This window comes from Streptomyces sp. NPDC033136, assembly GCF_055578235.1.
The window spans coordinates 338,133-362,939 of the sequence record NZ_JBVIPD010000005.1 but is presented as its reverse complement, the minus strand read 5'-3'; the positions used below and the strand labels follow the sequence as shown (position 1 = coordinate 362,939).

The 24,807-nt window shown below is 70.2% G+C and carries 24 protein-coding genes; 10 read left to right on the top strand and 14 right to left on the bottom strand.

Translation table 11 applies throughout. The annotated features are described in order from the left end of the window. Positions 1-106 precede the first annotated feature (106 nt). Complete coding sequence (locus tag ACZ5TL_RS12235; protein WP_468589394.1) at positions 107-940, top strand: AbfB domain-containing protein; 834 nt, start codon at positions 107-109, stop codon at positions 938-940. A gap of 57 nt (positions 941-997) precedes the next feature. Here ACZ5TL_RS12235 and ACZ5TL_RS12230 read toward each other — a convergent pair whose 3' ends face one another. The 8 genes from ACZ5TL_RS12230 to ACZ5TL_RS12195 are packed head-to-tail and all read right to left on the bottom strand — an operon-like array spanning position 998 to position 7,609. Then, entirely contained in the window at positions 998-1,330 is a 333-nt protein-coding gene (locus ACZ5TL_RS12230; protein ID WP_031143572.1) for a metal-sulfur cluster assembly factor, read from the bottom strand. Then, positions 1,327-1,797: a Fe-S cluster assembly sulfur transfer protein SufU gene (sufU, locus tag ACZ5TL_RS12225; protein ID WP_468589392.1), complete on the bottom strand. Its 471-nt coding sequence runs from the start codon at positions 1,795-1,797 to the stop codon at positions 1,327-1,329. The genes ACZ5TL_RS12230 and sufU overlap by 4 nt, the downstream gene beginning before the upstream one ends. 15 nt (positions 1,798-1,812) lie before the next feature. After that, positions 1,813-3,069, bottom strand: a complete 1,257-nt coding sequence (locus tag ACZ5TL_RS12220) for a cysteine desulfurase (protein WP_384156476.1) — start codon at positions 3,067-3,069, stop codon at positions 1,813-1,815. Next, positions 3,066-3,851 carry a Fe-S cluster assembly ATPase SufC gene (gene sufC / locus ACZ5TL_RS12215; protein ID WP_468589391.1) on the bottom strand — a complete coding sequence of 262 codons (786 nt, stop codon included), beginning with the start codon at positions 3,849-3,851 and terminating at the stop codon, positions 3,066-3,068. The genes ACZ5TL_RS12220 and sufC overlap by 4 nt, the downstream gene beginning before the upstream one ends. A gap of 7 nt (positions 3,852-3,858) precedes the next feature. Then, on the bottom strand, positions 3,859-4,176 hold the full coding sequence (locus ACZ5TL_RS12210) for a non-heme iron oxygenase ferredoxin subunit (RefSeq protein ID WP_390989635.1): 318 nt from the start codon (positions 4,174-4,176) through the stop codon (positions 3,859-3,861). Continuing rightward, on the bottom strand, positions 4,173-5,393 hold the full coding sequence (sufD, locus tag ACZ5TL_RS12205; RefSeq protein ID WP_468589390.1) for a Fe-S cluster assembly protein SufD: 1,221 nt from the start codon (positions 5,391-5,393) through the stop codon (positions 4,173-4,175). The genes ACZ5TL_RS12210 and sufD overlap by 4 nt, the downstream gene beginning before the upstream one ends. Positions 5,394-5,447: 54 nt before the next feature. Continuing rightward, positions 5,448-6,869 (bottom strand): Fe-S cluster assembly protein SufB, encoded by a 1,422-nt coding sequence (gene sufB, locus ACZ5TL_RS12200; RefSeq protein WP_062926168.1) that lies wholly within the window; start codon positions 6,867-6,869, stop codon positions 5,448-5,450. Further along, positions 6,866-7,609: a helix-turn-helix transcriptional regulator gene (locus tag ACZ5TL_RS12195; protein WP_468589388.1), complete on the bottom strand. Its 744-nt coding sequence runs from the start codon at positions 7,607-7,609 to the stop codon at positions 6,866-6,868. Before ACZ5TL_RS12195 ends, sufB begins: the two co-directional genes overlap by 4 nt. A 161-nt stretch (positions 7,610-7,770) precedes the next feature. Here ACZ5TL_RS12195 and ACZ5TL_RS12190 point away from each other — a divergent pair, with 161 nt between their 5' ends. From ACZ5TL_RS12190 to ACZ5TL_RS12175, 4 genes are all read left to right on the top strand, one after another. Then, positions 7,771-8,565: an AAC(3) family N-acetyltransferase gene (locus tag ACZ5TL_RS12190; RefSeq protein WP_468589386.1), complete on the top strand. Its 795-nt coding sequence runs from the start codon at positions 7,771-7,773 to the stop codon at positions 8,563-8,565. Positions 8,566-8,614: 49 nt separating this feature from the next. Continuing rightward, positions 8,615-9,538 carry an ABC transporter ATP-binding protein gene (locus tag ACZ5TL_RS12185; protein ID WP_468589385.1) on the top strand — a complete coding sequence of 308 codons (924 nt, stop codon included), beginning with the start codon at positions 8,615-8,617 and terminating at the stop codon, positions 9,536-9,538. Positions 9,539-9,555: 17 nt separating this feature from the next. Further along, entirely contained in the window at positions 9,556-10,311 is a 756-nt protein-coding gene (locus ACZ5TL_RS12180) for an ABC transporter permease (protein WP_468589550.1), read from the top strand. Positions 10,312-10,451: 140 nt separating this feature from the next. Continuing rightward, entirely contained in the window at positions 10,452-11,459 is a 1,008-nt protein-coding gene (locus ACZ5TL_RS12175) for a COX15/CtaA family protein (RefSeq protein ID WP_468589384.1), read from the top strand. Here the strand turns inward: ACZ5TL_RS12175 and ACZ5TL_RS12170 are convergent. From ACZ5TL_RS12170 to ACZ5TL_RS12160, 3 genes are all read right to left on the bottom strand, one after another. Beyond that, positions 11,456-12,562 carry an amidohydrolase family protein gene (locus tag ACZ5TL_RS12170; protein ID WP_468589383.1) on the bottom strand — a complete coding sequence of 369 codons (1,107 nt, stop codon included), beginning with the start codon at positions 12,560-12,562 and terminating at the stop codon, positions 11,456-11,458. The genes ACZ5TL_RS12175 and ACZ5TL_RS12170 overlap by 4 nt on opposite strands. 177 nt (positions 12,563-12,739) lie before the next feature. After that, the gene (locus tag ACZ5TL_RS12165) at positions 12,740-13,072 is read right to left on the bottom strand and encodes a hypothetical protein (RefSeq protein WP_468589381.1); all 333 of its coding nucleotides are present in this window, start codon (positions 13,070-13,072) and stop codon (positions 12,740-12,742) included. 58 nt (positions 13,073-13,130) lie between these two features. Continuing rightward, entirely contained in the window at positions 13,131-14,048 is a 918-nt protein-coding gene (locus tag ACZ5TL_RS12160) for a heme o synthase (protein ID WP_468589380.1), read from the bottom strand. A gap of 383 nt (positions 14,049-14,431) precedes the next feature. Here ACZ5TL_RS12160 and tkt point away from each other — a divergent pair, with 383 nt between their 5' ends. From tkt to pgl, 5 genes are read left to right on the top strand one after another with little or no spacing between them, the layout of a single operon-like run. Continuing rightward, positions 14,432-16,519 carry a transketolase gene (gene tkt / locus ACZ5TL_RS12155; RefSeq protein WP_468589379.1) on the top strand — a complete coding sequence of 696 codons (2,088 nt, stop codon included), beginning with the start codon at positions 14,432-14,434 and terminating at the stop codon, positions 16,517-16,519. Between the two features lie 34 nt (positions 16,520-16,553). Next, complete coding sequence (gene tal / locus ACZ5TL_RS12150) at positions 16,554-17,672, top strand: transaldolase (protein ID WP_468589378.1); 1,119 nt, start codon at positions 16,554-16,556, stop codon at positions 17,670-17,672. 4 nt (positions 17,673-17,676) lie between these two features. After that, positions 17,677-19,200, top strand: a complete 1,524-nt coding sequence (zwf, locus tag ACZ5TL_RS12145; protein WP_468589377.1) for a glucose-6-phosphate dehydrogenase — start codon at positions 17,677-17,679, stop codon at positions 19,198-19,200. Then, on the top strand, positions 19,197-20,363 hold the full coding sequence (opcA, locus tag ACZ5TL_RS12140) for a glucose-6-phosphate dehydrogenase assembly protein OpcA (protein ID WP_468589376.1): 1,167 nt from the start codon (positions 19,197-19,199) through the stop codon (positions 20,361-20,363). Before zwf ends, opcA begins: the two co-directional genes overlap by 4 nt. Next, positions 20,360-21,145 (top strand): 6-phosphogluconolactonase, encoded by a 786-nt coding sequence (gene pgl / locus ACZ5TL_RS12135; protein WP_468589375.1) that lies wholly within the window; start codon positions 20,360-20,362, stop codon positions 21,143-21,145. The genes opcA and pgl overlap by 4 nt, the downstream gene beginning before the upstream one ends. Positions 21,146-21,275: 130 nt before the next feature. Here the strand turns inward: pgl and ACZ5TL_RS12130 are convergent, their stop codons facing one another. Genes ACZ5TL_RS12130 through ACZ5TL_RS12120 form a run of 3 tightly spaced genes read right to left on the bottom strand, consistent with a single transcriptional unit; the run spans position 21,276 to position 24,805 of the window. After that, a complete protein-coding gene (locus tag ACZ5TL_RS12130; protein ID WP_468589374.1) occupies positions 21,276-22,115 on the bottom strand; it encodes a carbohydrate ABC transporter permease in 840 nt (279 codons plus the stop codon). After that, a complete protein-coding gene (locus ACZ5TL_RS12125) occupies positions 22,112-23,473 on the bottom strand; it encodes a carbohydrate ABC transporter permease (protein WP_468589373.1) in 1,362 nt (453 codons plus the stop codon). The genes ACZ5TL_RS12130 and ACZ5TL_RS12125 overlap by 4 nt, the downstream gene beginning before the upstream one ends. A 6-nt stretch (positions 23,474-23,479) precedes the next feature. Further along, positions 23,480-24,805, bottom strand: coding sequence for an ABC transporter substrate-binding protein (locus ACZ5TL_RS12120; protein WP_468589372.1), 1,326 nt, complete (start codon positions 24,803-24,805; stop codon positions 23,480-23,482). Between the last annotated feature and the right edge of the window lie 2 nt (positions 24,806-24,807).

Here is a 24,807-nt window from a genome sequence, read left to right as displayed (position 1 = left end):
AAAACGCGCCACAGGCGTCCCACCCGTCCACTACGGTGTCACCGATCACACACCGGGACACCACAACTGCGCCGCCGTCAAGGGTGCCCCGCCGGAGGAACAGCGCATGTCACAAGACGAGTCCCAGCCCCCACAGGACCGCCCCTGGGAGAGCGGCTGGGCCCCGGACACCACCCGGGCACCGGGAACCCGACGACTGTGGCTGGCGGGCGTCCTCGCCCTGGCCACGATCACCGCGTGCGTCACGGCCGTCACCGTGATGGAGAAGGAGTCCGGCGGGCGGGCCCGCGAGGCGGCGGAGCCGACGACCCTCGGCAGCTCGGCCCCCGGCGGCCTGATCTCCTTCGCGACCCCCTCCAAGAGCCCCGGCGAAACCCCGGGCGCGGACCGCGACCGCCCGTCCCCCACCCCCGCCACGAGCGCACCCGCCGACGCCGACCCGAGTCCGAAGCCGCAGAAGAAGGCTCCCAAGCCCTCTGAGTCCCCCACCACGTCGAAGGCGCCGAAGCCCCCGGCCGCGCACGGGACGTCCATACGCTCGGTCAACTACCCGGACCGCTACTGGCGGGTCCGCGAGGGCTACGTCCGCCTGGACCGGATCGGCTCCGGCCCCGAGCAGCGCGAGGACGCCACGTTCCAGCGCGTCTCCGGCCTCGCCGACCCCTCCTGCCACTCCTTCGCCACGGCGGACGGCCGCTACCTCCGCCACCGCAGCTTCGTCCTGGTCGAGGACACCGACGACGGCTCGGCCCTGTTCCGCGAGGACGCCACCTTCTGCCCCCGCCCCTCGTTCCCCTCGGGCGCGGTCATGCTGGAGTCGGCGAACTACCCGGGCCGCTTCCTGCGCCACCGCAACTTCCAGGTCCGCCTGGAACCCTACGAGCACAGTCACCAGTACCGCTCGGACTCGTCGTTCCAGCTCGTGGCCGGTCTGGACTGAGCATGCGTGAGGGCGGCACCCGGAAAGGATGCCGCCCTCACGTCAGGCCTGTGGATCTCAGACGTTGAACCCAAGCGCCCGGAGCTGTTCGCGCCCGTCGTCCGTGATCTTGTCCGGGCCCCACGGCGGCATCCAGACCCAGTTGATGCGCAACTCGTTGACGAGGCCGTCCGTGGCGGACTTGGCCTGGTCCTCGATGACGTCGGTCAGCGGACAGGCCGCCGAGGTCAGGGTCATGTCGAGCGTCGCGATGTTCGCTTCGTCGATGTGGATGCCGTAGATCAGTCCGAGGTTGACGACGTCGATGCCCAGCTCGGGGTCGACGACGTCGTACAGCGCCTCACGGACCTCTTCCTCCGAGGCCGGCTTCATCTCAACGGTCTCACTCATGCCGTCGTCTCCTTCTCGGCGTCGGCTCCGCCCAGTACCTGGGCCGTCGCGTCCTTCCAGGCCATCCAGCTCAGCAGGGCGCACTTCACCCGGGCCGGGTACTTGGACACACCGGCGAACGCGACCGCGTCCTCCAGGATGTCCTCCATCGCGTCGTCGGGTTCGAGCTTCCCCTTGGACTGCATCAGCTCCAGGAAGGTCTCCTGGATCCTGCGCGCGTCGGAGAGTTCCTTGCCGACGAGGAGTTCGTTCAGTACGGACGCGCTCGCCTGGCTGATGGAACAGCCCTGGCCCTCGTACGAGACGTCCTTGATCGTCGTGCCGTCGTACTTCACGCGCAGCGTGATCTCGTCACCGCACGTCGGGTTGACGTGGTGCACCTCGGCGTCGCCATCCCGCAAGCCCCGCCCGTGCGGGTTCTTGTAGTGGTCCAGGATGACTTCCTGGTACATGGAGTCCAGTTTCACCGTCTAGCACGCCCCTCAGCCGAAGAAGTTCCGTACGTGCTCCAGGCCGTCGACCAGCGCGTCGATCTCGGCCGGCGTGGAGTACAGATAGAACGACGCTCGCGTGGTCGCAGGAATTCCGTAGCGCAGGCAGACCGGCCGGGCGCAGTGGTGGCCGACCCGGACCGCGATGCCCTGCTCGTCGAGGACCTGGCCCACGTCGTGCGGGTGGATGTCCCCGAGGGTGAAGCTGATCGCCGCGCCCCGCTCCTCGGCCGTGGTCGGGCCGATGATGCGCAGGTCGGGGACCTCCAGCAGCCGCTTCACCGCGTACTCGGTGAGCGCGTGCTCGTGGGCGAGGATCTTGTCCATGCCGATCGCGTCGAGGTAGTCGATCGCCGCGCCGAGACCGACCGCCTGGGCGATCGGGGGCGTGCCCGCCTCGAACTTGTGGGGCGCCGGGGCGTACGTCGAGGAGTGCATCGACACCGTCTCGATCATCTCGCCGCCGCCGAGGAACGGAGGCAGGTCCTCCAGCAGCTCCTGGCGGCCCCAGAGGACGCCGATGCCGGTCGGGCCGCACATCTTGTGGCCGGTGAACGCCACGAAGTCGGCCTGCAGGGCCTGCACGTCCAGCGGCATGTGCGGCGCGGCCTGGGAGGCGTCGATGCACACCAGCGCACCGACCTCCTGGGCGCGGCGCACGATCGCCTCGACGGGGTTCTGGGTGCCGAGGATGTTGGAGACCAGCACGAAGGAGACGATCTTCGTCTTCTCGGTGATGACCTCGTCGATGTTCGACAGGTCCAGGCGGCCGTCGTCGGTGAGGCCGAACCACTTCAGCTTCGCGCCCGTGCGCTGCGCGAGCAGCTGCCACGGCACGATGTTGGAGTGGTGCTCCATCTCCGTGATGACGATCTCGGTCTCGGAGTCCACGCGGTAGGGCTCGTCGGCCCAGCCCAGCATGTTCGCCACGAGGTTGAGCGACTCCGACGCGTTCTTGGTGAAGATCACCTCGTCGCGCGAGGGCGCGTTGACGAACGCCGCGACCTTGTCGCGCGCGCCCTCGTACAGCGCCGTGGCCTCCTCGGCGAGCACATGCACACCGCGGTGGACGTTGGCGTTGTAGCGCTCGTAGTACTCACTGAGTGCGTCCAGCACCTGGCGCGGCTTCTGGCTGGTCGCCGCGTTGTCCAGGTACACGAGCTTCTGGCCGTCGTGGACCTGGCGGTCCAGGATCGGGAAGTCCTTGCGGATCGCCTCGGTGTCGAGGAGGCCCGGCAGCAATGTCACGCGGATGCGCCACCCTTCGTGTCGGCTCCGTCGAGCTTCGCGTATGCCTCGTAGCCCTCTTCCTCCAGCTTGTCGGCGAGCTCGGCGCCGCCGGACTCGACGATCCGGCCGCCGGAGAAGACGTGCACGTGGTCGGGCTTGATGTAGCGGAGGATGCGCGTGTAGTGCGTGATCAGCAGGGTGCCGACCTCGCCCGTCTCGCGGACCCGGTTCACGCCCTCCGACACGACGCGCAGCGCGTCGACGTCCAGGCCGGAGTCGGTCTCGTCGAGCACCGCGACCTTGGGCTTGAGCAGCTCCAGCTGGAGGATCTCGTGGCGCTTCTTCTCACCGCCGGAGAAGCCCTCGTTGACGTTGCGCTCGGCGAAGGCCGGGTCGATGTTGAGGCGCTGCATGGCCTCCTTGACCTCCTTCACCCAGGTGCGCAGCTTGGGGGCCTCGCCGCGGATGGCGGTGGCGGAGGTGCGCAGGAAGTTCGACACCGAGACGCCCGGGACCTCGACCGGGTACTGCATGGCGAGGAACAGTCCGGCGCGGGCGCGCTCGTCGACGGACATCTCCAGGACGTCCTCGCCGTCGAGGGTGACGGTGCCGCCGGTGATCGTGTACTTCGGGTGCCCCGCGAGGGAGTAGGCGAGCGTCGACTTGCCCGAGCCGTTGGGGCCCATGATGGCGTGCGTCTCGCCCTGCTTCACGGTGAGGTCGACACCCTTGAGGATTTCCTTCGTACCGTTCTCGACCTCGACGGTGACGTGCAGGTCTCGGATTTCAAGCGTTGCCATGGGTGCCTCAGGACTCCTGGGTGAGGGAGACGAGCACGTCGTCCCCATCGATCTTTACGGGGTATACGGGGACGGGGCGCGTCGCCGGAAGGGCGTCGGGCTTGCCGGAACGGAGGTCGAAACGCGAGCCGTGCAGCCAGCACTCGATGTGGCAGTCGTCGACCTCGCCCTCCGACAGGGAGACGTTCGCGTGCGAGCAGATGTCGTGGATCGCGAACACCTCGCCCTCGGTCTGCACAATGGACACGGGCGTGCCGTCGAGTTCCACCCGCTTGGGGGTGTCCTCCTCCAGCTCGCCCCGTCCACAGACGCGTACGAAGGTCATGCGACCGCCGCCTCCAGCTCCTCCTCGATCTTGCCGAGCAGGCGCTCCTCGATGTCCGGCAGACCGATCTGCTGGACCAGCTCGGCGAAGAAGCCGCGGACCACCAGACGGCGGGCCTCGTGCTCCGGGATGCCGCGGGCCATGAGGTAGAAGAGCTGCTCGTCGTCGAAGCGGCCGGTCGCCGAGGCATGGCCGGCGCCGACGATCTCGCCGGTCTCGATCTCGAGGTTCGGTACGGAGTCCACGCGCGCCCCGTCCGTGAGGACCAGGTTGCGGTTCATCTCGTACGTGTCCGTGCCCTCGGCCTTGGCCTCGATGAGCACGTCGCCGATCCACACCGCGTGCGCGTCCTCGCCCTGGAGCGCGCCCTTGTAGACGACGTTCGACTTGCAGTGCGGGACGTTGTGGTCGACCAGGAGGCGGTGCTCCTGGTGCTGGCCCTGGTCGGTGAAGTACAGGCCGAACAGCTCGGCCTCGCCGCCGGGACCGGCGTACTGCACGCGCGGGTGCAGCCGGACCACGTCGCCGCCGAAGGTGACGACGACGGACTTGAAGGAGGCGTCGCGGCCGACGAGCGCGTTGTGCTGCGCGACGTGGACGGCCTTGTCGTCCCAGTCCTGGACGGAGACGACGGTGAGCTTCGCGCCGTCGCCCAGGAGGTAGTCGACGTTGGCGGCGAGCACCGCGTCACCGGTGTGGTCGATGACCACGACGGCCTCGGCGAAGGCGCCCAGCTCGATCACCTGGTGGCCGAAGGCGGTGCCGCCCTCGCCGTGCACCGCGATGCGGATGGGCTCGGTGAGGACGGTCTCCTTCGGGACGGTCACGACCGAGGCCTTCTCGAATGCCGAGTAGGCCTGGGCGGCGACGCGGTCCGCCGGGGTGCCTGCCTTGCCGAGCCGCGCGTCGTCGCGGCCGACGGCCTCGACGGTGACGCCCTCGGGAGCCTGGACGTCGACCTTCACGCCGTTGCCGGTGGCGGCGGCGGTGCCGTCGTGCAGGCCGCGCAGGCGCTCCAGCGGGGTGAACCGCCACTCCTCCTCGCGGCCGTGCGGGACGGGGAAGTCCGCGACGTCGAAGGAGGGGGGCGCGCTCATGCGGGTGGCGACGGTCGACTCGGCCGCCACCGCGATCGAGCCGGTGGTGGTGGAGCCCACCGATGTGGGTCCCCCCGCTCGAGCGGAGCCGAGAGTGGGGGAGTTCTGGGCCTCAGCCATGGCTGTCGTAGTGCTCTCTTTCCTGAGTGGGGCGTCTGCTGGCGAGGGGGCTGGTCAGCCGACCGCGCCCTCCATCTGCAGCTCGATCAGCCGGTTGAGCTCCAGCGCGTACTCCATGGGGAGCTCCTTGGCGATGGGCTCGACGAAGCCGCGCACGATCATCGCCATGGCCTCGAACTCGCTCAGGCCGCGGCTCATCAGGTAGAAGAGCTGGTCCTCGGAGACCTTGGAGACGGTCGCCTCGTGGCCCATGGACACGTCGTCCTCGCGGACGTCCACGTAGGGGTAGGTGTCCGAGCGGGAGATGGTGTCGACGAGCAGCGCGTCGCAGAGCACGTTCGACTTGGAGCCGTGGGCACCCTCGCCGATCTCGACGAGGCCGCGGTAGGACGTACGGCCGCCACCACGCGCCACGGACTTCGAGACGATGTTGGAGGACGTGTTCGGCGCCATGTGGACCATCTTGGAGCCGGCGTCCTGGTGCTGGCCCTCGCCGGCGAAGGCGATGGACAGGGTCTCACCCTTGGCGTGCTCGCCCATCAGGTAGACGGCCGGGTACTTCATCGTCACCTTGGAGCCGATGTTGCCGTCGATCCACTCCATGGTGGCGCCCTCGTAGGCGACGGCGCGCTTGGTGACCAGGTTGTAGACGTTGTTCGACCAGTTCTGGATGGTCGTGTACCGGCAGCGAGCGTTCTTCTTGACGATGATCTCGACGACCGCGGAGTGCAGCGAGTCCGACTTGTAGATCGGGGCGGTGCAGCCCTCGACGTAGTGCACGTAGGCACCCTCGTCGACGATGATCAGGGTCCGCTCGAACTGGCCCATGTTCTCCGTGTTGATACGGAAGTAGGCCTGGAGCGGGATCTCCACGTGGACGCCCGGCGGCACGTAGATGAAGGAGCCGCCCGACCACACGGCGGAGTTCAGCGACGCGAACTTGTTGTCGCCGACGGGGATGACCGTCCCGAAGTACTCCTTGAAGAGCTCCGGGTGCTCCTTCAGCGCGGTGTCGGTGTCGAGGAAGATGACGCCCTGCTCCTCCAGGTCCTCACGGATCTGGTGGTAGACGACCTCCGACTCGTACTGGGCGGCGACACCGGCGACGAGGCGCTGCTTCTCCGCCTCGGGGATGCCGAGCTTGTCGTACGTGTTCTTGATGTCCTCGGGCAGGTCCTCCCAGGACTCCGCCTGCTTCTCCGTGGAGCGCACGAAGTACTTGATGTTGTCGAAGTCGATGCCCGACAGGTCCGAGCCCCAGTTCGGCATGGGCTTCTTCTCGAACAGGCGCAGGCCCTTGAGACGGAGCTTGGTCATCCACTCCGGCTCGTTCTTCTTGGAGGAGATGTCCCGGACGACGTCCTCGTTGATGCCGCGCTTGGCAGAGGCGCCGGCCGTGTCGGAGTCGGCCCAGCCGTATTCGTACTTGCCCAGGCCCTCGAGCTCAGGGTGGGCAGTCTCCGTGGGGAGAGTCATGCGGGGTTCCTCCCGGCCGTGCTTGCAGATGCGTTGTGGGAAATCTTGGGGATGAACGTCGTGCAGACGCCGTCGCCGTGCGCGATGGTGGCGAGCCGCTGTACGTGCGTACCGAGCAGCTCCGCGAAAAATTCCGTCTCCGCCTCGCACAGCTGCGGGAACTGCTCTGCGACGTGGGCGACCGGGCAGTGGTGCTGGCAGAGCTGTTCACCCTTCTGAGGGTGAGGCGCGCTGCGCGCGGTAGCAGCGTACCCGTCGGCGCTCAGGGCCTTGGCCAGCGCTTCGGTCCGTTTTTCGGGCGTGGCGGTCTCGACCGCCCGGCGGTAGGCACCCGCCTGCGCGGCGATCCTGGCGCGGGCGAAGGCGGCGATCGCCTCGCTGCCGCCCTCGCGGTCGGCGATCCAGCGCAGCGCGTCCGCCGCGAGCGTGTCGTAGGACTGGTCGAAGGCGTCCCGGCCGCAGTCGGTCAGGGCGAACACCTTGGCCGGGCGGCCGCGGGTGCGTGTGCCGTAGACCCGCTGCTCGCGCGCCTCGACGACACCGTCGCCCGCGAGGGCGTCGAGATGCCGGCGTACGGCCGCCTGGGTGAGGCTCAGCCGCTCGGCGAGCTCCGCGACGGTCGACGGGCCGTGGTCCAGGATGGACCGCGCGACCCGGTTGCGGGTGGACCGCTCACCGGTCGCGAGCTCCTCCTGCGGTGCCCCCATGGGGGCCTCCCGAGCCTCGCCGACGTTTTTCACAACGCCATTGTTGCGTAATTCCTCGGGGCCGGGCAAGCCGCGTCCGGCGCACCCCACGGTGCCCTGCGTCACTTAGGTATACCTAACGTGACCTGCGGAAACGATCTCCGGTCGAGCAAACCGGTGGCATGCCGAGGCCGCTTCGGGGACACTCCGGAACCATGCCCACACCCCCTCCGACCGGCCCTCTTGTCACCCGGGCGACACTCCTGGCGCAGTTGGGCGAGCTGGGCGTGCGGCCCGGCGAGACCCTCCTCGTGCACTCCTCGCTCAGCGCCCTCGGCTGGGTCAACGGCGGTGCCGTCGCGGTGGTGCGGGGGCTGCTCGACGCGCTCGGCCCGGAGGGCACGCTGGTGGTGCCCACGCAGACCGGTGACCTCTCCGACCCGGCGCTGTGGAGCAACCCGCCCGTGTCACCGCAGTGGTGGCCGGCCATCCGGGCCACCATGCCCGCCTACGACCCGCGCATCACGCCCAGCCGCGGAGTCGGCGTCGTCCCGGAGACCGTGCGCACCTGGCCCGGCGCGCTGCGCAGCGCGCATCCGCAGACCTCCTTCGCGGCGCTCGGCCCGCGCGCGGCGGAGGTGACCGAGGGCCACGCCTCCGACTGCCGGCTCGGTGAGCGCAGCCCGCTGGCGACGCTGGAGGCGATGGGCGCCCGGGTCCTGCTGCTCGGCGCCGGCTACGCCTCCTGCACCGGCTTCCACCTCGCCGAGTACCGGATCCCGTCCCCGCGCGTCGCCGTGGGCCGGCCGGGCCCCGGGGGCTGGGAGACCGTGACCGAGGTGTCGATCAGCTCCGACCGGTTCGACGAGCTGGGCTACGACTTCGAGCGGGACCGGCCCGTCGTCCGCGGCAAGGTCGGGGCGGCCGAGGTGCGGCTGTTCCCGCTGCGGGACGCGGTGGCCTACGCCGAGCGGTGGCTGGCGGTGCACCGGCCGCGCGAGGAGGAGTAGCCGCACCCCCCGGTCCGCGCCCCCGCGCGCCTACCTAGACTCTGGACCCATGCGTAGTGAGCCCGTGGTCCAGGTCCAGGCCCTGGTGAAGCGGTACGGCACGAAGACCGCGGTGGACGGGCTCGACCTGGTGGCCCGGGAGGGTGTGACCGCCGTGCTCGGCCCCAACGGGGCGGGCAAGACGACCACGATCGAGACCTGCGAGGGATACCGGAAGCCGGATTCCGGCACGGTACGCGTCCTGGGCCTCGACCCGGTCGGACAGTCGCGTGACCTGCGGCCACGGATCGGCGTGATGCTCCAGTCCGGCGGCGTCTACTCGGGCTCCCGCGCCGACGAGATGCTCCGCCACATCGCCAGGCTGCACGCGCACCCCCTGGACGTGGACGCGCTCATCGAGCGCCTCGGCCTCGGCTCGTGCGGCCGTACGACGTACCGGCGGCTGTCGGGCGGGCAGCAGCAGCGGCTCGCGCTGGCGATGGCCGTGGTCGGGCGCCCGCAGCTGGTCTTCCTCGACGAGCCGACCGCCGGGCTCGATCCACAGGCCCGCCGCGCCACCTGGGACCTGGTGAGGGACCTGCGCGCCGACGGCGTCTCCGTGATCCTCACCACGCACTACATGGACGAGGCCGAGCAGCTCGCCGACGACGTGGCGATCATCGACGCGGGCCGGGTCATCGCCCAGGGCTCGCCGGAGGAGCTGTGCCGCGGCGGCGCCGAGAACACGCTCCGCTTCTCGGGCCGGCCCGGCCTGGACGTGGGCTCCCTGCTGAAGGCCCTGCCCGCCGACTGCTCCGCCGTGGAGCTGACGCCGGGCGCGTACCGGGTCGCCGGCAAGGTCGACCCGCAGCTCCTCGCGACGGTCACCTCCTGGTGCGCCCAGCACGGAGTGATGCCGGAGAAGATCTCGGTGGAGCGGCACACCCTCGAAGACGTGTTCTTGGAGCTGACCGGCAAGGAGCTGCGTTCGTGACCGCCACCGGCACCGGGATGTACACGCCGAAGCCCGGCGCGGCGCCCCTCACCCGCATGATCGCGGCCCAGGCCGCGCTCGAGACGAAGATGCTGCTGCGCAACGGCGAGCAGCTGCTGCTGACCGTCGTCATCCCGACCCTGCTCCTGGTCCTCTTCAGCACCGTGGACATCGTCGACACCGGCGCCGGCGAGGCGGTCGACTTCCTCGCGCCCGGCATCCTCGCGCTCGCGGTGATGTCGACCGCGTTCACCGGCCAGGCCATCGCGACCGGCTTCGAGCGCCGCTACGGCGTCCTGAAGCGGCTCGCCGCCTCGCCCCTGCCCCGCTGGGGCCTGATGGCGGCGAAGACGCTGTCCGTGCTGGTCACCGAGGTGCTCCAGGTGGTGCTGCTGACGGTGATCGCCTTCGCGCTCGGCTGGTCGCCGCAGGGCGACCCGTTCGCCGTCCTGCTCCTCCTGGTCCTCGGCACGGCGGCCTTCTCCGGCCTCGGCCTGCTGATGGCCGGGACGCTGAAGGCCGAGGCGACGCTGGCCGCGGCCAACCTGGTGTTCCTGCTGCTCCTCGTCGGCGGCGGGGTCGTCGTGCCGCTGGACAAGTTCCCCGCCGGCGCCCAGGACGTGCTCGGCCTGCTGCCGATCTCGGCGCTGTCCGACGGACTGCGGGACGTGCTCCAGCACGGGGCCTCGATGCCCTGGGGCAACCTCGGGATCCTGGCCGTCTGGGCGGTCGTGGGGCTGGCGGCGGCCGGGAAGTTCTTCCGCTGGGAGTAGGGCCCATGACCAGGTGAGGTCCATACCGGGGTCAGGCCCTGGCGGAGTCAGGCCCATGGACGGCTGGGAGAAGTCCCGTGACGGCCGGGAGACGACCCATGACGGACCCTCGTGAAAGCGTGCACAAGCAGCGGCCTACGATGGGACGCGTGCCAAAACTGACCCGTGCCGACGCCGTGGCGGCCCTGCGCAACCCGCTCGCCTTCATCGCCGAACGCTGGACCCCGGAACCCCGGACGGTCCAGCGCGCGGCCCTCTCCGCGATCCTGATGTCGGTGATCATCGTCGCGACCGGCGGGGCCGTACGGCTCACCGGCTCGGGCCTGGGCTGCCCGACCTGGCCCAAGTGCACCGCCGACTCGCTCACCTCCACCAGCGAGATGGGCCTCCACGGCGCCATCGAGTTCGGCAACCGCATGCTGACGTACGTGCTGTGCGCCGCCGTCGGCTGGGCGATCATCGCCGCACGCTCGCAGAAGCCGTACCGGCGCAGCCTGACCCGGCTGGGCTGGGCGCAGTTCTGGATCGTGATGATCAACGCCGTGCTCGGCGGCATCGTGGTGCTGGTCGGTCTCAACCCGTACACGGTCGCGGCGCACTTCGTGGCCACTTCCGCGCTCATCGCGGTGGCCACGGTGATGTGGCAGCGCACCCGCGAGGGTGACGCGGCCCCGCGCCCGCTGGTCGGCAAGGCCGTGCAGCAGCTGGTGTGGTTCCTGGTCGCGGCGGCCGTGCTGCTCATCCTGGTCGGCACGGTGGTCACCGGCGCGGGCCCGCACGCGGGCGACTCCAGCGAGGTCGAGCGGATGCCGGTCGACTGGGAGACGGTGAGCAAGCTGCACGCCGTGCTGGCGTGGATCGTGGTGACACTGACGTTCGCCCTGTGGTTCGTCCTCAAGGCGGTCGGCGCCCCCAGGAACCCGCTGAACCGCACCCGCGAACTGTTCCTGATCCTGCTCGCGCAGGGCGTCATCGGCTACGTCCAGTACTTCACCGACCTGCCCGAGGTCCTGGTGGGCCTGCACATGCTCGGCTCGGCCGTGATGTGGATCTGGGTGCTGCGGGTGGTGCTGTCGCTGCGCGAACGGCCCGACTTCGTGGCGGACGCGCCCGGCCCCGTCGCCGAGACCACCCTGACCAAGGCCTAGCCCAGCCCGTACACCCGGCGCGCGTTCGCCGACGCCAGCATGCCCGCCACCCGCTGCGCGTCGGCCAGGGACCACGCGCCCTCGGCGACCCAGGTGCCGAGCACCCGGCCGAGGGCCTCGCGGAACAGGCGGGCGCCCACCACGTGCAGCTCGGGCAGCCCCTGGGCCCCGGTGGAGAAGAGGATCTTGCCGAAGGGAGCCAGCTCCAGGATCTCGGCGAGGACGGTGGCGGCCCGGGCGCCGGTGCGGACCAGGGCGGCGCCGGAGTCGGCGTAGACGTGCGGGAAGACGGCGGCGAGGTGGGCGGCGTGCCGGTGGTACGGGTACGCGTCCAGCAGGACCAGGTCCGTGCCGAGCCCGGCCGTGGCCCGCACGAAGTCCGTCAGCAGCACCGGGTCCGTACGGTCGGTCCGCAGACCCGGCGCCCCCAGTCCCGCGTGCAGCTGGAGCGGCAGCCCCGAGGCGACCGCGCTCCACAGCAGGTGCCGCAGCAGCACCGGGTCGCTCAGCTCCCCGCCGACCCCGCGCCCGGCGAGCCAGCGGCCGACGGCCCCCCGCACCTCCCCCGGCCCGGGCGGCTCGGGCGCGAGCGCGAGGCCGTGCCGTACACCCGCGACCGAGGTGAAGGCGACGGCGTGCGCGGCGGCGGCGTGCACGGACTCGGCGAGGTTGGCGAGGAAGGACTCGACGGTTCCGGAGGTGTCGGCGACCTGCTCGGCGAGCAGTTCCAGGCGGACGATCTCGTGGGCCTCGGCGGCTCCGGCGGAGGCCAGCTCGCCGGGTTCCGTCAGATCGCCGGGGAGGCCGGTGTCGACCAGGTAGGTCGTGATGCCGCTGCCGCGCAGGAGCCGGCGGGCGGACTCCTGGACACCCAGTTCGCGGCGGCGGGCCAGGTAGCGGGCCGGTGCGCAGTGGGGTTCCAGGCCGAGCAGGGGCGGGCACCAGCGCCTCACGGCGAAGCCGGTCTGGGTGTCGAAGAGGGTGGTGCCGGGGGCGGGTGGGCCCTCGGTGCGGGAGAGGTGGGCCTCGAAGGTGCCGAGGCCCAGCTCTGTACGCAGCACTCCGTGGCAGTACTGGTCCACTAGGGACGGCGTTTCGATCATCCGGGCTCCCCGGTGTGGACCCTGTTCTCAAGGGGCCTAACGGGTGAGCGGGGTTCGAGGTCGCGGTCCCGGAGTGGCGGGGGCGGGGTCTGTTCGGCGGGTGCGGGTCGGGCGTGGTCGTTCGCGCCACGCGGCGGAGCCGCACATCGATGCAGCCCCGCGCCCCTGAGAACAGGGTCAGTCGTTCTTCGGGCCGCCCACCTGGATGCCCGCCATGCGCGTCCACTCGTAGGGGCCCGTCTTCACCTTGGCCGCGAACTCGCCGTCGAAGGACTCGTGGGCCGTGATGCCGGACTTCTCCACGGCCTTCTCGGCGATCTCGAAGGACGGGGCGACCAGGTCGCCCCAGTTGCCGTCCTCGCCGACCAGGACGATGCGGGCGCCGCGTTCGCCGAGGTGGGCCACCTGGCCCTCGGCGCCGCCGTGGGCCTTGGAGAAGGAGCTGATCTGCTGGGCCAGCCGGGCCACCTTGCGCTCGGCCTTCGGGTCAACCTGCTGCGTCTCTGCCATGACCAGGATGCTACTCACGGGTAGACCGACTGGCGAGGGCAGGGCCCTGTGACGTACGTCAGCGCAGGAAGGGATCGACCGCGACCGCCACGAACAGCAGCGAGACGTAGGTGATCGACCAGTGGAACAGGCGCATCTCCTTCAGCTTCGCGCCCGTCACCTCCGCCCTCGCGCGGTTCTGCAGGCCGTGCGCCTCCCAGAGCCAGAAGCCGCCCGCCAGCAGGGCGACCGACGTGTAGAACCAGCCGGTGTAGCCGAGCGGGGTCAGCAGGAGCGAGACGGCGACCATGACCCAGCTGTAGATCACGATCTGCTTGGCGACGACCTTGTTGGAGGCGACCACCGGCAGCATCGGCACGCCCACGCGCGCGTAGTCCTCCCGCACCTTCATGGACAGCGGCCAGTAGTGCGGCGGCGTCCAGAAGAACATGACGAGGAAGAGGATGACCGGCGCCCACGACATCGAGTTCGTGACCGAGGACCAGCCGATCAGCACGGGCAGACAGCCGGCGATGCCGCCCCACACGATGTTCTGCGAGGTACGGCGCTTGAGGATCATCGTGTAGACGACGACGTAGAAGAGGAGCGCGCCGAGGGAGAGCCAGGCGCTCAGCCAGTTCACGGTGAGGCCGAACAGCAGCGTCGAGGCGACCGCCAGCGTGATGCCGAAGACCAGGCACTCGCGCGGGCTGACCATGCCGGTGACCAGCGGACGCTGCGAGGTGCGGTCCATCAGGGCGTCGATGTCGCGGTCGATGTACATGTTGAGCGCGTTGGCGCCGCCCGCGGACATGTATCCGCCGACGCAGGTCAGCAGCACCAGCGTCAGGTCGGGCACGCCCTGCTGCGCCAGGAACATCACCGGCACCGTGGTGATCAGCAGCAGTTCGATGATCCGCGGCTTGGTGAGAGCCACGAACGCCTTGACACGGGCCCCGAACGGCCGGTGGACCGGGCTCTGGTCCGCCCCAAGCATCCCCGCTGGACGGGATTCTACGGCCGTCACGCACACCCCTACAGAGACATCCCAGCAAGCCTCACCCGTGTGAAGTCCCGGTAAAGGCTCGCGCGTACCACGCCACTTTAGACGTTGCCCAGACTCGGACATTCGCGGGGGTCGGCTCGTGTTGGGCGGCACCTTCCGACGGGCGCGCGGAAGCTCGATTGAGCACCCGGATGAGCGGCTCCGTATTCACCTGTCGAATGGGATACGCCCCAGGCAGGAAGCGGATCGAAACGTGTCCCGGCACTCTGGAGTGACTCGAAAGAACGCACGTCCCACGGGGGTAGGCTCGGCTGCGGCCGGTGGACGCCCCGATACACCGGCATCCGACATGTGGAGAGGAGCCCTGACCCAGGGTGAGCACCAAGCCGACCACCACAGACCTCGAGTGGACCGAGTTGGACCAGCGGGCCGTCGACACCGCGCGTGTCCTGGCCGCCGATGCCGTACAGAAGGTCGGTAACGGCCATCCGGGTACGGCGATGAGCCTGGCGCCTGCCGCCTACACCCTCTTCCAGAAGGTGATGCGGCACGACCCGGCGGACGCCGACTGGGTCGGGCGGGACCGCTTCGTGCTGTCCGCCGGCCACTCGTCCCTGACCCTCTACACCCAGCTGTACCTGGCCGGCTTCGGCCTGGAGCTGGACGACCTGAAGTCCTTCCGCACCTGGGGTTCGAAGACCCCCGGTCACCCCGAGTACGGGCACACGACCGGTGTGGAGACGACGACCGGCCCGCTCGGGCAGGGTGTCGCGAACGCGGTCGGCATGGCGATGGCCGCCCGCTACGAGCGCGGCCTGTTCGACCCGGAGGCCGCCGAGGGCGAGTCGCCCTTCGACCACTTCGTCTACTGCGTCGCCGGTGACGGCTGCCTGCAGGAGGGCATCTCCGCCGAGGCGTCCTCGATGGCGGGCCACCAGAAGCTCGGCAACCTGATCCTGCTGTGGGACGACAACCACATCTCGATCGAGGGCGACACCGAGACGGCCGTCTCCGAGGACACCGCACTGCGCTACGAGGCCTACGGCTGGCACGTGCAGCGCGTGGAGCCGAAGGCCGACGGCGACCTGGACCCGGCCGCGATCTACGAGGCGATCCAGCAGGCCAAGGCCGTCACGGACAAGCCGTCGTTCATCGCGATGCGGTCGATCATCGCCTGGCCGGCCCCGAACGCGCAGAACACCGAGGCCGCGCACGGCTCGGCGCTGGGCGAGGACGAGGTCGCGGCCACCAAGCGGGTCCTGGGCTTCGACACGGAGCAGAGCTTCGAGGTCTCCGACGAGGTCATCACGCACACCCGCAAGGCGCTGGAGCGGGGCCAGGCGGCCCGCGCGGTGTGGGAGAAGGCGTACCAGCAGTGGCGGGACAACAACCCCGAGCGCGCCGCCGAGTACGACCGGATCGCCAAGGGTGAGCTGCCCACCGGCTGGGAGGAGAAGATCCCGGTCTTCGAGGTGGGCAAGGGCGTTGCCACACGTGCCGCCTCCGGCAAGGTCCTCCAGGCCCTCGGCGGGGTCATCCCCGAGCTGTGGGGCGGCTCGGCCGACCTGGCCGGTTCCAACAACACCACGATCGACAAGACGAGCTCCTTCCTCCCGGCGGACAACCCGCTGCCGGAGGCGGACCCGTACGGCCGCACGATCCACTTCGGTATCCGCGAGCACGCGATGGCCGCCGAGATGAACGGCATCGCGCTGCACGGCAACACCCGGATCTACGGCGGCACCTTCCTGGTCTTCTCCGACTACATGCGCAACGCCGTACGCCTGTCGGCGCTGATGCACCTGCCGGTCACCTACGTGTGGACGCACGACTCCATCGGCCTCGGCGAGGACGGCCCGACCCACCAGCCGATCGAGCACCTGGCCTCGCTGCGCGCCATCCCGGGCCTGAACATCGTCCGGCCCGCCGACGCCAACGAGACCGCCATCGCCTGGCGCGAGATCCTGAGGCGCTGGACGAAGGAGTTCGGCAAGGGCCAGCCGCACGGCCTGGCGCTGACCCGTCAGGGTGTGCCGACCTACGAGCCGAACGACGACGCGGCCAAGGGCGGTTACGTCCTGTTCGAGGCCGACGGCGGAGAGCCCGAGGTCATCCTCATCGCCACCGGCTCCGAGGTGCACGTCGCCGTCGAGGCGCGCGAGCAGCTCCAGGGCGCCGGCGTGCCCACCCGCGTGGTGTCCATGCCGTCCGTGGAGTGGTTCGAGCAGCAGGACCAGGGGTACCGGGACAGCGTCCTTCCGCCCAGCGTGAGGGCGCGCGTCGCGGTGGAGGCCGGGGTGGGACTCACCTGGCACAAGTACGTGGGAGACGCCGGCCGCATCGTTTCCCTGGAGCACTTCGGTGCTTCGGCCGACGGCAAGGTCCTCTTCCGCGAGTTCGGCTTCACCGCCGAGAACGTGGCCGCCGCCGCGCGGGAATCGATCGCCGCAACTCAGCGCTGACGCTTATATACGACACGTAGGAGATGGAATTTCCATGACAGACGCACTCAAGCGCCTCTCCGAGGAAGGCGTGGCGATCTGGCTGGACGACCTGTCGCGCAAGCGGATCACGTCCGGCAACCTCGCCGAACTGCTCGACCAGCAGCACGTCGTGGGCGTCACCACCAACCCGTCGATCTTCCAGAAGGCGATCTCGCAGGGCGACGGCTACGACACGCAGCTGACCGACCTCGCCGCCCGCAAGGTCACCGTCGAAGAGGCCATCCGCATGATCACCACGGCGGACGTCCGTGACGCCGCCGATGTCCTGCGCCCCGTCTTCGACGCCACCGGCGGCAAGGACGGCCGGGTGTCGATCGAGGTCGACCCGCGCCTGGCGCACAACACGCGGGCCACGGTCGCCGAGGCCAAGCAGCTCGCCTGGCTGGTGGACCGGCCCAACACCCTGATCAAGATCCCGGCGACCGAGGCGGGCATCCCGGCCATCGCCGAGACCATCGGCCTGGGCATCAGCGTCAACGTCACGCTGATCTTCTCGCTGGAGCGCTACCGCCTGGTCATGGACGCGTTCCTGACCGGCCTGGAGAAGGCCAAGGAGCGCGGCCTGGACCTGTCGCAGATCCACTCGGTGGCGTCGTTCTTCGTCTCCCGCGTGGACACCGAGATCGACAAGCGGATCGACGCGCTGGGCACCGACGAGGCCAAGGCACTGCGCGGCAAGGCCGCCATCGCCAACGCCCGTCTGGCCTACCAGGCGTACGAGGAGGTCTTCTCCTCGGACCGCTGGAACGCGCTGGAGAAGGCGGGCGCCAACAAGCAGCGTCCGCTGTGGGCGTCCACCGGCGTGAAGGACAAGGCGTACAAGGACACCATGTACGTCACCGAGCTGGTCGCGCCGAACACGGTGAACACCATGCCGGAGGCGACCCTGTACGCCACCGAGGAGCACGGCGAGATCACCGGCGACACCGTCGCCGGCACGTACGAGCAGGCCCGCGCCGACCTCGACGCGGTCGAGAAGCTCGGGATCAAGTACGACGACGTGGTCCGGCTGCTGGAGGAGGAGGGCGTCGAGAAGTTCGAGGCGTCCTGGACCGACCTGCTGAAGTCGACCGAGGCCGAGCTTCAGCGCCTCGCCCCCTCGGAGGGCTGAACAGGTGTCGAGCAGCAACCCGCTGCGTGACCCCGCGGACCGACGGCTCCCGCGTATCGCGGGGCCGTCGGGCCTGGTCATCTTCGGCGTCACGGGCGACCTGTCCCGGAAGAAGCTCATGCCCGCCGTGTACGACCTCGCCAACCGGGGTCTGCTGCCGCCGGGCTTCTCGCTGGTGGGCTTCGCCCGCCGCGAGTGGGCGCACGAGGACTTCGCCCAGGAGGTCCACGACGCGGTCAAGGAGCACGCCCGCACGCCCTTCCGCGAGGAGGTCTGGCAGCAGCTCATCCAGGGCATGCGCTTCGTGCAGGGCACCTTCGACGACGACGACGCCTTCGAGCGGCTGCGCTCCACGATCGACGAGCTGGACAAGGCACAGGGCACGGGCGGCAACTTCGCCTTCTACCTGTCCGTGCCGCCGAAGTCCTTCCCGGTGGTCATCCAGCAGCTGAAGAAGCACCAGCTGGCCGACCAGACGGGCGGATCCTGGCGGCGCGCGGTCATCGAGAAGCCGTTCGGGCACGACCTGAAGTCGGCCGAGGAGCTCAACAAGGTCGTCCACGAGGTCTTCGCCCCGGACCAGGTCTTCCGCATCGACCACTACCTGGGCAAGGAGACCGTCCAGAACATCCTGGCGCTGCGCTTCGCGAACACGATGTTCGAGCCGATCTGGAACCGGTCCCTCGTGGACCACGTGCAGATCACCATGGCCGAGGACATCGGCATCGGCGGCCGGGCCGGGTACTACGACGGCATCGGCGCCGCCCGTGACGTGATCCAGAATCACCTCCTCCAGCTCCTGGCGCTCACCGCCATGGAGGAGCCGGCCTCCTTCGACGCGGACGCGCTGGCCGCCGAGAAGACCAAAGTGCTCGGCGCGGTGAAGCTGCCCAAGGACATGAGCCGGGACACCGTGCGCGGCCAGTACGCGGCCGGGTGGCAGGGCGGCACGAAGGTGCGCGGCTATCTGGAGGAGGACGGCATCAACGCCTCCTCGAAGACCGACACCTACGCCGCGATCAAGCTGGAGATCGACAACCGCCGCTGGGCGGGCGTCCCCTTCTACCTGCGCACCGGCAAGCGGCTGGGCCGCCGGGTGACGGAGATCGCGGTCGTCTTCCAGCGGGCCCCGCACTCCCCCTTCGACACCACGGCCACCGAGGAGCTGGGCTCCAACGCGATCGTCATCCGCGTCCAGCCGGACGAGGGCGTCACGGTCCGCTTCGGCTCGAAGGTCCCCGGCACGTCCATGGAGATCCGGGACGTGTCGATGGACTTCGCGTACGGCGAGTCCTTCACGGAGTCCAGCCCGGAGGCGTACGAGCGTCTCATCCTGGACGTTCTCCTCGGTGACTCGAACCTCTTCCCGCGCACCGAGGAGGTCGAGCTGTCCTGGAAGATCCTCGACCCGATCGAGGAGCACTGGGAGAAGAACGGCAAGCCCGCCCAGTACCAGGCCGGTACCTGGGGGCCCGCCGAGGCGGACGAAATGCTCGAGCGACACGGACGGAGCTGGCGCCGGCCATGAAGATAGACCTGACGGACACCACGGCCAGCAAGGTCAACAAGGCGCTGGTGCAGGGCCGCCGGGCGATCGGCACCCCGGCGGTCGGCATGGTGCTCACGCTGGTCATCGTGACGGACGAGGAGAACGCCTACGACGCGCTGAAGGCCGCGAGCGACGCCTCGCGCGAGCATCCCTCGCGCACGCTCGTCGTCATCAGGCGCGTCTCCCGCTCGCCCCGCGACCGTACGCAGTCCCGGCTGGACGCGGAGGTCCGGGTCGGCGCGGACGCCGGCACCGGCGAGACGGTGGTGCTCCGGCTGTACGGCGAGGTCGCCGACCACGCCCAGTCGGTGGTGCTGCCGCTGCTGCTGCCGGACGCCCCGGTGGTGGTCTGGTGGCCGGTGAACGCGCCGCTCGACCCGGCGAAGGACCCCCTGGGTGCCCTCGGCCAGCGCCGCGTCACCGACACCTACGCCTCCGAGCAGCCGGTGCGGGACCTGGCCACCCGCTCCGGGACCTACACCCCCGGCGACACGGATCTGTCCTGGACCCGCATCACGCCCTGGCGCTCGATGCTGGCGGCGGCCCTCGACCAGGTGGCCTGCGAGGTCAGGGCCGTCGAGGTGGAGGGCGAGGAGTTCAACCCGAGTTGCGAGCTGCTGGCGATGTGGCTCGCGGACCGGCTGGACGTCCCCGTGAAGCGCTCGCTGTCCGGCGGCCCGGGTCTGACGGCGGTCCGTATGGACACCAACTGCGGCCCGATCAACCTGGGCCGTGCCGACGGGTCCCTGGCGACGCTCTCCATCGAGGGCCAGCCGGACCGCGCGGTGGCGCTCAAGCGCCGTGACACGGCCGAGCTGATCGCGGAGGAACTGCGGCGGCTGGACCCGGACGACACCTACGCGTCCGCCCTGCGGTACGGGGTGGACCGGCTGAAGTCCTCCCGGTCGGCTCCGGCGCCCCAGTCCGCTACGGCGGAGGGGCCGGTGGCCAAAGGAGAGCCGGGAGAGCGGGGACAGCAGGGAGACCGGGGAGAGCCCAAAAGTGACGGACGGGCACGGCTCGCCCTCCCCGCACCCGTCGAAACGGCTGCGAAAGCACCCGCTTCGCAAGCGACGGCGGAGGCACCGGTGAAGCAGGAACCGCCCAAGTTGGAACCGGTACGGAAGGCGACGACGAAGTGAGTACGGCACCGCAGCTCGTCGTCCACCGCGACAAGGAGCTGATGGCGCAGGCCGCGGCGGCCCGGCTGATCACCAGGATCGTGGACGCGCAGGCCTCCCGGGGCTCGGCGTCCGTGGTCCTGACCGGCGGCCGCAACGGCAACGGCCTGCTGGCCGCCCTGGCCGCGGCGCCCGCCCGGGACGCCGTGGACTGGAGCCGGCTCGACCTCTGGTGGGGCGACGAACGGTTCCTGCCCGAGGGCGACCCGGACCGCAACATCACGCAGGCGCGTCAGGCACTGCTCGGCTCGGTACCGCTGGACCCGAAGCGGGTGCACGCGATGCCCGCGTCGGACGGCCCCCACGGCGACGACGTGGACGCGGCGGCGGCCGCGTACGCGGAGGAACTGGCAGCGGCGGCGGGCCCGGAGAACCACGGCCCCGTGCCGACGTTCGACGTGCTGATGCTGGGCGTCGGCCCGGACACGCACGTGGCGTCGCTGTTCCCGGAGCTGCCGGCGGTCCGGGAGACCGACCGCACGGTGGTCGGCGTCCACGGCGCGCCGAAGCCGCCACCGACCCGGGTGACGCTGACGCTGCCGGCGATTCGTGCGGCCCGTGAGGTGTGGCTGCTGGCCGCGGGCGAGGACAAGGCCCGGGCCGCGGCGATCGCGCTCTCGGGCGCGGGCGAGATCCAGGCGCCGGCGGCGGGGGCGTACGGCCGCAGCCGGACCCTGTGGCTGCTGGACGCGGCGGCGGCTTCGCAACTGCCGCGGTCGCTGTATCCGCCGGCTTCCGCCTGAGGTGCGTCCAGGGGGCTCCGCCCCCTGGACCCGGGTCCTTCGCCCCCCACCGTCGCCCGTTCAAGGGCGGTTTCGGGTGGTGGGAGGCGCACAGGCGGGGGTCCAGGGGCGGAGCCCCCTGGTGCAGCGGCTACTTGACCGACCCCGCCATCACGCCCTGCACAAAGTGCTTCTGGAACGCGAAGAACACGACGACGGGCACGACCAGGGACACGAACGCCCCGGGCGCCAGGACATCGATGTTGCTTCCGAACTGCCGTATCTGTGACTGCAGTTGTACCGTCAGCGGCTGTGAGGAACTGTCCGCGAACAGCAACGCCACCAGCATGTCGTTCCACACCCACAGGAACTGGAAGATGGCCAGGGAGGCGATCGCCGGCCGCCCCACGGGCAGGACGAGGCGCGTGAAGATCCTCCATTCGCTGCCGCCGTCCATCCGGGCCGCCTCCAGCATCTCCTTCGGCATCTCGGAGAAGTAGTTGCGGAGCAGGAACACCGCGAACGGCAGGCCGTAGGCCACGTGGAAGAGCACGACGCCGGGGATCGTGCCGAACAACCCCAGCTGCCCGAAGAGTTTGGCGACCGGCAGCAGGCCGATCTGCACGGGCACCACCAGCAGCGCGACCACGAGCAGGAAGATCGCCTCCCGTCCGGGGAAGTCCAGCCACGCGAAGGCGTACCCGGCGAGCGCCGCGATCACCACGACCAGCACCGTCGTGGGCACCGATATCAGCACCGTGTTCCAGAAGGCCTGCGTGATGCCCGCGTTCTGCAGCAGCGCCGAGTAGTTGTCGAAGGAGAGCTGGCCGGGGGCGGCGAACACCGTCCACCAGCCGCCCTTCGCCGTGTCCTCGGCGGATCGCAGCGAGGACAGGAACAGCCCTGCCAGCGGCGTCATCCACACGAGGCCCACGATGACGAGGAAGGCCTGGACGACCCCGTTGCCCAATCCGCGCCGAACCGCGTTCACCGCTGACTCCTTCGGAAACGTCGGACGTTGAACACCATGGCCGGGACGACCAGCAGCAGGAGCAGCACCCCGAGCGCGCTGCCGAGCCCCTGGTTGTTGCCGCCACCGAACGACACCAGCCACATCTGCGTCGCGAGCACGGTCGCGTCCTCCTGCACCGGCCCGGGCGCGATGATGTAGACGAGGTCGAAGACCTTCATCACGTTGATCACCAGCGTCACGAAGACGACCGTCAGGACCGGGGCCAGCAGCGGCACGGTGATCCGCCGGAAGATCTGCCACTCGTTGGCGCCGTCCATCCGCGCCGCCTCCAGCGCGTCCCGCGGCAGCGTCGACAGACCGGCCCCGATCAGCACCATGGCGAAGCCGGTCCAGATCCACAGGTAGGCGCCGATGATCGCCGGGGTGACCAGCGCCGGTCCCAGCCAGGAGACACCCCCGTAGGGCTGGGCGAAGTTCGACGACGGCAGCCTCACCTCGTAGGAGCCGGGTTCGAGGCCCTCGAAGCGGAAGGAGCCGTCGGCGGCGGTGGTCGCCGTGGCGGCCGTCCTGCCGTCGCGTACCGCCTCGACCTTCATCTGGGGCAGTCCGCTCTCCCGCGCGTCGACCTTGCCCTGCTCCCCTCCCCCGCCGGGTGTGAAGTCCAGGTAGACGACACCGCGCAGTTCGTCGGCGGCGGCCTTCTGCCCCGCCGCCGAGGAGGCGGGCCGGGCGTCGCCGGGCAGGTCGCCGGGCCGCACTCCGACCAGGCCCAACGTCACCGCGTCGCCCGGGGACACACTCACCGTCGTGCGGTACGAGCCGTCCTTCTCCTTCGTCAGGCCCTGCCCGTCACGCGCCCGGGCCGTCGGGTACGACGACTCCCCCTTGAAGGCGTCGTGGACCGAGACGACCGCGGCGTTCAGCACGCCCTTGTCCGGGTCCTCGTCGTAGGCGAGCCGGAAGATGATGCCGGCGGCGAGGAAGGAGACCGCCATCGGCATGAAGAGGAGCAGCTTGAAGGCAGTGGCCCAGCGGACCTTCTCCACCAGGACGGCCAGGATCAGGCCGAGGCCGGTGAGCAGGGCCGGGGCCACGACGACCCAGATGGCCGTGTTGCGGACGGCCTTGAGGGTCGCCGGGTCGCGGAACATCTCGGCGTAGTTCTCGCCGCCGACGAAGGTCGTCCCGGAGGCGTCGAAGAAGCTGCGGCCGACGCTGAACAGCACCGGGTAGACGACGAGCGCGCCGAGCAGCAGCAGCGCGGGCAGTACGAACAGCAGGGCGACGATCTTCCCGCGCCGCCGCAGCCGCCGGTTGCGGTCGGCGACGGTGACGGGCGGTGGGGGGTTCGTCTCTTTGACGAGGGTCGCGGTCATGGCGTATCAGTCCCGGTACGCCTTGGCCGCCGCGGCCTCCAGCTTCGCCGCGGTGCCCTTCGGGTCGGACGGGTCGCGCAGGAAGTCCTGGAGCAGCTTCCACTCGCCGGTGCCCTTCGTGCCGCCGAAGGCCGCCGGGGCCTGGTCGGACATGTCGAAGCGGACCGAGTCCCCGGCCTCGACGAGGGATTTGGCGGTGGCGCGGGTGACGTCGTCACCGTAGGAGGCCAGGTCGAGCTTCTTGTTCGGGGAGAGGAAGCCGCCCGCCTCGGCCCACACCGCGGAGGCCTCGGGAGTCGCCAGGAACTCCAGGAGGGCCTGGGCGGCCTTCTGGTTCTTGCCGTCCTTCAGGACGACGGCCGCGTCACCGCCGCTGACCACGGGCGCCTCACCGCCGCCGACCGCCGGGAACGGGAAGAAGTTCGCGTCCTCGCCGATCTTCCTGCCGAACTGGTCCTTGGCGACACCGGCGACGAAGTCGCCCTCGTAGACCATGCCGGCCTCGGGCTCCGGCCCGAACACCTGCTCCACCGAGCCGGGGAAGTCGGTGTTCAGGGCGCCCTTCTGGCCGCCCGCGATGAGCTGCTTGTCCTTGAAGAGCTTGCCGAGCGTGGTGAGCGCGTCGACGACGGACGCGTCGGTCCACTTCAGCTTGTGAGCGGCGAGGGCGTCGTACTTCTCGGGTCCGGCCTGGGAGAGGTAGACGTTCTCGAACCAGTCGGTGAGGGTCCAGCCGTCCTGCCCGGCGACGGAGAAGGCGGCCAGACCGGAGTCGGACACGGTCCGCCCGGCCTCGATCATCTCGTCGTAGGTCTTCGGGGGCTTCACGCCGGCCTGGGCGAGGGCGTCGGGGCTGTACCAGACGGTCGACTTGTGGGCGGCCTTGAAGTAGAGGCCGTAGAGGGTGCCGTCGACGCTGCCGTACTCCTTCCACACGGGGGCGTAGCCCGCGTCCACGGACTGCTCGGTCTTCTTCGACAGCGGCTTGAGCCAGCCCTGCCGCGCGAACTGCTTGAGCACGCCGACCTGCGGGACCATCACGACGTCGGGGGCGTTGCCGCCCTCGATCTTGCTGCCGACGACGGTGGAGACGTTGTCGCCGGTGGACACGAACCGCGTCTTGGCGCCGGTCTTCTCGGTGAAGGCGTCCAGCACCTTCTGGAAGTTCTTCTGCTCGGTGCCGGACCAGACGCCGGCCACGGTGATGGTCTGGCCGTCGAGCGCCTTGTCGCCGCCGCCGGCCGAGACGGGGCCGCCGCCGCAGGCGGTCGCGCCGAGCGCCAGGACGAGGGCGGTGCAGCCGGTGAGCAGGGTGGTACGTCGTCGCATCATCG

Bases quoted from the DNA above. Each gene is read 5' to 3' on its own strand.
- ACZ5TL_RS12235 (WP_468589394.1), top strand. From the start codon at position 107: ATGTCACAAGACGAGTCCCAGCCCCCACAGGACCGCCCCTGGGAGAGC.
- ACZ5TL_RS12230 (WP_031143572.1), bottom strand. From the start codon at position 1,330: ATGAGTGAGACCGTTGAGATGAAGCCGGCCTCGGAGGAAGAGGTCCGT.
- sufC (WP_468589391.1), bottom strand. From the start codon at position 3,851: ATGGCAACGCTTGAAATCCGAGACCTGCACGTCACCGTCGAGGTCGAG.
- ACZ5TL_RS12210 (WP_390989635.1), bottom strand. From the start codon at position 4,176: ATGACCTTCGTACGCGTCTGTGGACGGGGCGAGCTGGAGGAGGACACC.
- sufD (WP_468589390.1), bottom strand. From the start codon at position 5,393: ATGGCTGAGGCCCAGAACTCCCCCACTCTCGGCTCCGCTCGAGCGGGG.
- sufB (WP_062926168.1), bottom strand. From the start codon at position 6,869: ATGACTCTCCCCACGGAGACTGCCCACCCTGAGCTCGAGGGCCTGGGC.
- ACZ5TL_RS12190 (WP_468589386.1), top strand. From the start codon at position 7,771: ATGCCCACACCCCCTCCGACCGGCCCTCTTGTCACCCGGGCGACACTC.
- ACZ5TL_RS12185 (WP_468589385.1), top strand. From the start codon at position 8,615: ATGCGTAGTGAGCCCGTGGTCCAGGTCCAGGCCCTGGTGAAGCGGTAC.
- ACZ5TL_RS12180 (WP_468589550.1), top strand. From the start codon at position 9,556: ATGTACACGCCGAAGCCCGGCGCGGCGCCCCTCACCCGCATGATCGCG.
- ACZ5TL_RS12175 (WP_468589384.1), top strand. From the start codon at position 10,452: ATGGGACGCGTGCCAAAACTGACCCGTGCCGACGCCGTGGCGGCCCTG.
- ACZ5TL_RS12170 (WP_468589383.1), bottom strand. From the start codon at position 12,562: ATGATCGAAACGCCGTCCCTAGTGGACCAGTACTGCCACGGAGTGCTG.
- ACZ5TL_RS12165 (WP_468589381.1), bottom strand. From the start codon at position 13,072: ATGGCAGAGACGCAGCAGGTTGACCCGAAGGCCGAGCGCAAGGTGGCC.
- ACZ5TL_RS12160 (WP_468589380.1), bottom strand. From the start codon at position 14,048: ATGCTTGGGGCGGACCAGAGCCCGGTCCACCGGCCGTTCGGGGCCCGT.
- tal (WP_468589378.1), top strand. From the start codon at position 16,554: ATGACAGACGCACTCAAGCGCCTCTCCGAGGAAGGCGTGGCGATCTGG.
- opcA (WP_468589376.1), top strand. From the start codon at position 19,197: ATGAAGATAGACCTGACGGACACCACGGCCAGCAAGGTCAACAAGGCG.
- ACZ5TL_RS12125 (WP_468589373.1), bottom strand. From the start codon at position 23,473: ATGACCGCGACCCTCGTCAAAGAGACGAACCCCCCACCGCCCGTCACC.
- ACZ5TL_RS12120 (WP_468589372.1), bottom strand. From the start codon at position 24,805: ATGATGCGACGACGTACCACCCTGCTCACCGGCTGCACCGCCCTCGTC.